5 protein-coding genes and 1 pseudogene are annotated in these 6,401 nt (G+C 52.2%); 4 read left to right on the plus strand and 2 right to left on the minus strand.

Annotation, left to right across the window (positions count from 1 at the left end; translation table 11 throughout):
- Positions 1–26 precede the first annotated feature (26 nt).
- Entirely contained in the window at positions 27–1,097 is a 1,071-nt protein-coding gene (locus NT073_RS04470; protein WP_297369421.1) for a ferredoxin--NADP reductase, read from the plus strand.
- A gap of 88 nt (positions 1,098–1,185) precedes the next feature.
- Here the strand turns inward: NT073_RS04470 and NT073_RS04475 are convergent, their stop codons facing one another.
- Entirely contained in the window at positions 1,186–3,333 is a 2,148-nt protein-coding gene (locus tag NT073_RS04475; protein WP_297369424.1) for a M56 family metallopeptidase, read from the minus strand.
- Between the two features lie 12 nt (positions 3,334–3,345).
- Positions 3,346–3,729: a BlaI/MecI/CopY family transcriptional regulator gene (locus tag NT073_RS04480; protein ID WP_297369427.1), complete on the minus strand. Its 384-nt coding sequence runs from the start codon at positions 3,727–3,729 to the stop codon at positions 3,346–3,348.
- Positions 3,730–3,929: 200 nt separating this feature from the next.
- On the opposite strand from NT073_RS04480, the gene NT073_RS04485 reads away from it, so the two are divergent.
- The 3 genes and pseudogenes from NT073_RS04485 to NT073_RS04495 form a co-directional block, all read left to right on the plus strand.
- The gene (locus tag NT073_RS04485) at positions 3,930–5,672 is read left to right on the plus strand and encodes a M3 family oligoendopeptidase (RefSeq protein WP_297369430.1); all 1,743 of its coding nucleotides are present in this window, start codon (positions 3,930–3,932) and stop codon (positions 5,670–5,672) included.
- 74 nt (positions 5,673–5,746) lie between these two features.
- Positions 5,747–6,025, plus strand: coding sequence for a hypothetical protein (locus NT073_RS04490; RefSeq protein ID WP_012929657.1), 279 nt, complete (start codon positions 5,747–5,749; stop codon positions 6,023–6,025).
- 219 nt (positions 6,026–6,244) lie between these two features.
- Positions 6,245–6,401 (plus strand): annotated as a pseudogene (locus NT073_RS04495) (NAD-dependent epimerase); the annotation flags it as partial.

The following is a 6,401-nucleotide window of genomic DNA, read 5'->3' on the forward strand; positions in this document are numbered from 1 at the left end:
CATGCTGAAAGACAACCTGAATAGTAATGGCAAATCGGTATTTTTTGAAAGTTAAAGACGTTGTCCGCGAAACGGCCGACGCTGTAACAATAAGTTTCTGGCACCCCATCAACGAAGAAATTCGCTATCAGCCCGGTCAGTTTCTGACATTCCTGTTGAACATCAATGGACAGAAAGTGCGCCGGTCGTACTCCATGGCCTCGTCGCCCCACGTTGATGTGTCACTGGCGGTTTCGGTGAAACGTGTTCCCGGCGGACTCGCGTCCAACTACCTCTGCGACCGGATCAAGCCTGGCGATATTATCGAAAGCCTGGAACCGATGGGTACGTTCGTGCCGAAACTGGAGCCGCAGGGGCGCCGGACACTCGTGCTAATTGGGGCGGGAAGCGGTATCACACCGTTGTTTTCCATGGCAAAATCGGCCCTGCATGTGGAGCCCAACAGCCGCATCTGGCTTATTTACGGCAACCGCAATCAGGCGTCGATCATTTACAAAGCCCATCTGGACGCCATGGAGCAGGCTTACGGAAAGTCGCGTTTTCAGGTGACACACGTACTGAGCCAGCCTTCCAATGGCTGGACGGGTGCCGAAGGACGCTTGAATCAGCATTCGCTAACCAAACTGTTCGATCAACTGTCGCCCCCTGAGTTGCAGAATGCCAGTTTCTACATGTGCGGACCCGATGGCATGATGGCCGAAGCCCGTTCGGCTTTGTCGCTGGTGGGAGTACCGGTGGAGCGTGTGCATAAAGAAAGCTTTGCTACGGCACCCGTTGCAGCTGGTGAGGTAGTTGAAGAACCCGAAACAGCCGCCGAAAGCAGTTCGCCCGAAGTAACGGTATTGTACGAAGGAAGTGAATATAAATTTGCCGTGGCTCCGCACCAGACCATTCTGGAAGCGGCTTTGGACCTGGATATCGATCTTCCTTACTCATGTCAGGCGGGTATGTGTACGGCCTGTCTGGGCAAATGTATTTCCGGGAAAGTTAAGCTGGATGAAGAAGACGGCCTGTCGGAGTCTGAACTGAAAGCCGGTTATGTTCTCACCTGCGTAGCTCACCCCGACGGTCGCGACGTAGTGATTGAAATTGACTAGCGTAATGCCGGGCGTCCCGCCGGGGTGTTGAAGACATGACCACAACGGGCTACGAGCTACACACCCGGGCGGGACGCCCGACATTACACTAATTCGGCTTTTCCGGTAATTCCGGTGTCTCGGGTAATTCCGGCTTTTCCGGCCGGTCTGCTTTGGGTGCTTTGGCTGGTTTTGGTGGTTTGGGAACGGCAGATGGCGCTGCCCGGCCATGTAACGGTTTGACGGCTCTGGCCGGTGGTGGTGCGGGTGCGTCGACCAATGGCGCTGCTGGTGCTGCCGGAGGTACAGGTGCTGCGGGCGCGATATTAAGTAGGTCGCCTTCACTGATCCGAATAGAATCCCTCAGCCTTGTTAGTCGTTTAAATGCTTTTGACATCTTATCCGAGTGCGGCTTTATCTTGCTAAGTTCTAGCTCATTCATCTGTTTACGAAGCTCGGACAGCTGGCTTTCGGCAGTTGCGAGTTCCGCTAAGATTGCATCGTTGATCGACCGAAAGTCGGCTCGGGAAGCTTGTTTCTGCATATAAGCTATCTTTTCCTGTAGTTTCCATTGCTCCAGTTCCAGACGTCGCCACTGCTTTGATGGCTCCTTCATCATCTCTATGTAGCTTTCCATAGCCTTTTCCTGTTCCGTCAACTGCGTAGCCACTTGATCGTACTTGCGCTTAAGCTCCAGAAATTTATTCTGAAATTGGTTGGGAAGCGTATCATTGTCAGGCAGCCGCTGGTTCAGTTGATTGAACTTATCAAGTGAATCGGGTAGGGGAGTCAGGGCTGGTAAAGACGCAAACGCATCGCGGATAATGGCGTCGTAATCAACCTTAGCCAGGCCTTCCACCGTGCCATCGGGACTGAGCGGAATGTCCGTCAGCGCCGACGCCATTATGTTGCCATAGTCGATGTGAGACAAGCCTTCTGCCAGCGCTTCCATACCTTTCTGATGCCCGTAATTCGTTTCGATAATGGTCAGCAGAATATCCCGGTCGGGCTGTTTTACATCGTCGAGGTTTAGTTGACCCGCCATTACCTGATCCAACTGATGCTGTAGCCGGGCTACCTGCCTGGGGGGCAATTTTCCTCCTCTCCAGATGATGTACTCTACTTTCCGATTGTCGACAATGCTGAACTCAGTGCCATTTCCTGCTTTATGTTTTCGGGTTGGCTGCGGTTGACTGCTTTTATGTTTCGGCTTTTCCTGTTGTTGAACCGCGTAGACGGATACGCTCATAAGCAGGAGTGTCGCCAGGGTCAACCCCGCCAGACTACCGTTGGAAACGAACGGGCGAGTAGGAACACCCAACATCCGCCGAACCCGATGCAGTAAATGCTGCCGCTTGCCGGCAAAAGCCATTGCCAGAGTCGGTGCTGCATTGAGCTGAAGGAGCCGAAGCTCTTCTACATGCGCCAGTGCCTGGGCCAGTATGCGACCGTCGCCACCACAAGCCTGTACGGCCAGGTCATCGCAGCAATGTTCCCGCTCTTCGCGCACCCGCGCCGATAGCCACCACAGAGCCGGATGGAAGAAATACAGCACTTCAACGACCGATTGCAGCAGATTGACCGCGTAATCGTGCCGTTTAATGTGCGCCAGTTCATGCGCCAGGATAGCTTCTATTTCGCGGGTAGTCAGGTTGGTAACCATCGAGACTGGCAGTAACAAGACCGGTTTCAGTACACCCACCACCATGGGAACGCCAATCCGGGCCGATTCCCGCACCTGCACCAAGCCCGAAATAGCCAGCGTTGACCGAAGGCGGTCGGTGAGCTGGAGCCACACCGTAGATGCAGGTTCGGTAGCGGTTTTCGTGAGCCGTTGCAGATAAAGCCAGCCACCCGTCAGCCGTACTCCAAACAGGGCTACCCCGATCAGGTAAATCAGGACAAACTGGCTGAGGTGGTTTTCCAGAAACAGTTGTACCTGCTGATGCCAGGGCAGCGTTTGCGCCATCGCCTGCCAGCGAATGGGCAGCGTTTGCATCGCCGTTGTCATGGATTTAGGCGAAACACGATCAGCCAGCGGCTGGTAATACCAGGCGAACGTTGCCGCCGAAACAATCAATTGACCAAGCAGCGTGAGCGTACCCACCCGGTAGCGCAATACACTAGACCGATGGCGCAGCAGGTGCAGGACAATCGCAACGGGTAGTACCAGCGAGAACCCCTGCCAAACGGCGTGGAGTAATGTCCAGCCAAGGGCCTCGGTAACCGGGCTGGAGAGGAGATGGATGTAGTTCATGACACAATCCTATTAATCAGTTAAATCCTGTGAATCCCGGTTTATATCATTCAACAGCTTCTTGATCTCGTTCAGCTCTTCGCGTGAGGCCTTGTGCTGGCCCAGAATCTGCATCACCAGCTTGGACGCCGAACCTCGAAAAGCAGTTTCCACAAAGCGGTCGACCAGATTGCGCTGCGTGTCTTCTTCACTGACGAGTGCCGTGTACGTGTGCGAGCGGGCTTCTTCGTCACGAGACAAAAAGCCTTTCTCGTGCATAATCTGCATTAATTTTAAGGCCGTTGTGTAGCCGATGTCGCGGCTTTGGCTCAGCTTCTCGTGGACTTGCCGTACCGTGCTGGGACCATTGGACCAGAGCACATGCAGGATTTCCAATTCGGAGTCGGTTGGCTTCATAATCTATCTACGAATAATTTCGTAGTAAACATATACGAATGATTTCGTAGTTGCAAGTTCGTGAACAAAAAAGTTTCATAATGGCTTACAGTAGCATGGCCTGAAGGCCGCATATTCCTGACTAAACAGCACCTGAAAAATTAACCTGTGGCTTGCGCGGCTTTCCATCGAACTGACGGCCCGGTTACATGACAAGACCTATGACAGCAAATCAAACCCTAAATCTTCCGGCCCGGCCAACCCGTTCTTTTATTGGCGAAACCATCGAACTAACCAGTTGGGACGATGTAAAGCCTTTATATGAAGAACTGCTGGACCGAGCCATCGACAACGCCGACGAACTCAAGCAATGGCTTATTGACCGTAGCGAACTGGAATCGTACCTATCCGAAAATTTTGCGTGGCGTTACATTCGCATGACCTGCGACACCGCCAATGAGGAACTGGTCAATCAACTGAATTTTTTCATCGCCGAAATTCAGCCGCCTATGACTACCTACGGAAATGAGTTGGACCTGAAAGCGGTCAATAGCCCTTTTCTGAGCCAACTGACCGATGATGGTTACGACGTAATGGTACGGGGCATGAAAAAAGCCATCGAAATTTTTCGGGATGAAAACGTGCCGCTCCAAACCGAACTCCAGACCGAAGAGCGTAAGTACGGTGCCATCGTTGGGGCGATGACCGTGCAGATCGACGGGCGTGAGATGACTCTGCCCGAAGCCAGCGACCGGCTCCAGTCGACCGACCGGGCCATACGGGAAGAAGCATGGCGCAAAATCTGGGAGCGACGTTTCCAGGACCACGAAACGCTGGATCAGCTCTTCGACCGCCTGCGCGATTTGCGGCATCAAATCGCCGTCAATGCAGGCTTTGCCAACTTCCGCGATTATTCATTTGCCGCCCTGGGGCGCTTCGATTACACCCCGGCAGACTGTATCAACTTTCATGAATCAGTCGCTGAGGCTGTTGTGCCTTTACTGAACGAACTGGCTGAAGAACGTAAGAAAAGGCTATCGGTAGACCCATTGCGTCCCTGGGATGCCAAGGTCGATGTGGAAGGGCGCCCACCGCTGAAGCCCTTCTCGACCGGAGCCGAACTGCTGGAGAAAACGATTACCTGTTTCGACCGGCTCGACAAGGAACTGGGCGATGATTTACGCATCATGCGGGCTATGGGGCACCTCGATCTGGAATCGCGCAAGGGCAAAGCACCCGGCGGGTATAATTACCCCCTCGAAGAAATTGGCGTGCCGTTTATTTTTATGAACGCCACCTCCAGTCTGCGCGATCTGGTAACGATGGTCCACGAAGGAGGCCACGCTATTCACTCCTTCCTGACCCGCGATTTATCGCTTAAAGCGTTCCGTAATCCGCCGATGGAAGTTGCCGAACTGGCCTCTATGAGCATGGAACTACTGTCTATGGACCATTGGGACGTGTTTTTTGAGAACCCCGAGGAACTGCGTCGGGCTAAGCTTCAGCACCTGGAGTCGATCATTGAAACACTGCCCTGGGTAGCTACCATCGACAAATTTCAGCACTGGATTTACGAGAATCCAACCCATACCGATGCCGAACGACGGGAAAACTGGGTACGTATATACAATCAGTTCACGGATAGCATCACCAACTGGAATGGCTTTGCCTTCTACCAGGAGTACCTGTGGCAGCGGCAACTTCATTTATACGAAGTACCGTTCTATTATATAGAGTATGGAATTGCTCAGTTAGGGGCTATTGGTGTCTGGCGAAATTACCGACGCGACCCAAAAGCGGGTCTGGATGGGTACAAACAGGCGCTGAGCTTGGGTTATAAAGCGCCCATTCGGGAGATTTACGCGGCAGCGAACGTACCCTTCGACTTTTCGCAGGAACATATCCGCGAGTTAATGGGCTTTGTATGGGAGGAGATTGAAAAATTAACCAGAACTAGCCAATAAGAAGTGGGGGCTTTGGTTTGGAAACCTAAGCGGTCTGACCTATTTTTGCCGAATCAATTCGTAATCAAGTGGCTATGAAACGCGTACAAAGCATAGGTTTGTTGGCTGTAGCGGTCTTATCGCTGGCATCCTGCGACTATCAGAAATATAACACAATTCGTCAGAAAGATGTCCGGGCCAATGATTACCGGGCTGATTACCGGGCAGGCGATCCTGAAGTATACGGAGCGGGTAGAGACTCTGCTGCTGTACAAACAAAATATCAATACACGCCTAATCCAGATTTAGACGCACGGACCCAGAAAATTCGTGAAAAATTATTTGGCGCCGGAACCATCGGGCAAGGCGCATAAGTAGTTCAATGAACTTACGAAAAGCGGTAGATTAGCGTAAAGACGCTGGTTTACCGCTTTTATTTTACCTGTCCGCTTGGTAAAAATCGGTTTCTTCTGGTGCGTTTTAGTAGACATACGGTACTATAAGTCTAAATTTTTGCGTTACTTTTGTTTGATGTTCACCCAGGGAAATAGCATTATTTTGCTAGTAATACCCCTTTGTTTTCTTTAATTGATATGAAGATTGCACTCGTTACAGGATCGGCCGGGTTGATTGGCAGTGAAGCCGTCGCCTTCTTCGCCGACAAATTCGACCTCATCATCGGCATCGACAACAACATGCGCCAGTACTTCTTCGGCACCGACGGCTCCACCGAGTGGAACCGCAACCGAC

It is taken from the genome of Spirosoma sp. (assembly GCF_026391055.1).
Lineage (GTDB): Bacteria > Bacteroidota > Bacteroidia > Cytophagales > Spirosomataceae > Spirosoma.

Excerpts from the sequence above, each read along its gene's own strand:
- NT073_RS04470 (WP_297369421.1), top strand. The coding sequence starts at position 27 with ATGGCAAATCGGTATTTTTTGAAAGTTAAAGACGTTGTCCGCGAAACG.
- NT073_RS04475 (WP_297369424.1), bottom strand. The coding sequence starts at position 3,333 with ATGAACTACATCCATCTCCTCTCCAGCCCGGTTACCGAGGCCCTTGGC.
- NT073_RS04480 (WP_297369427.1), bottom strand. The coding sequence starts at position 3,729 with ATGAAGCCAACCGACTCCGAATTGGAAATCCTGCATGTGCTCTGGTCC.
- NT073_RS04485 (WP_297369430.1), top strand. The coding sequence starts at position 3,930 with ATGACAGCAAATCAAACCCTAAATCTTCCGGCCCGGCCAACCCGTTCT.
- NT073_RS04490 (WP_012929657.1), top strand. The coding sequence starts at position 5,747 with ATGAAACGCGTACAAAGCATAGGTTTGTTGGCTGTAGCGGTCTTATCG.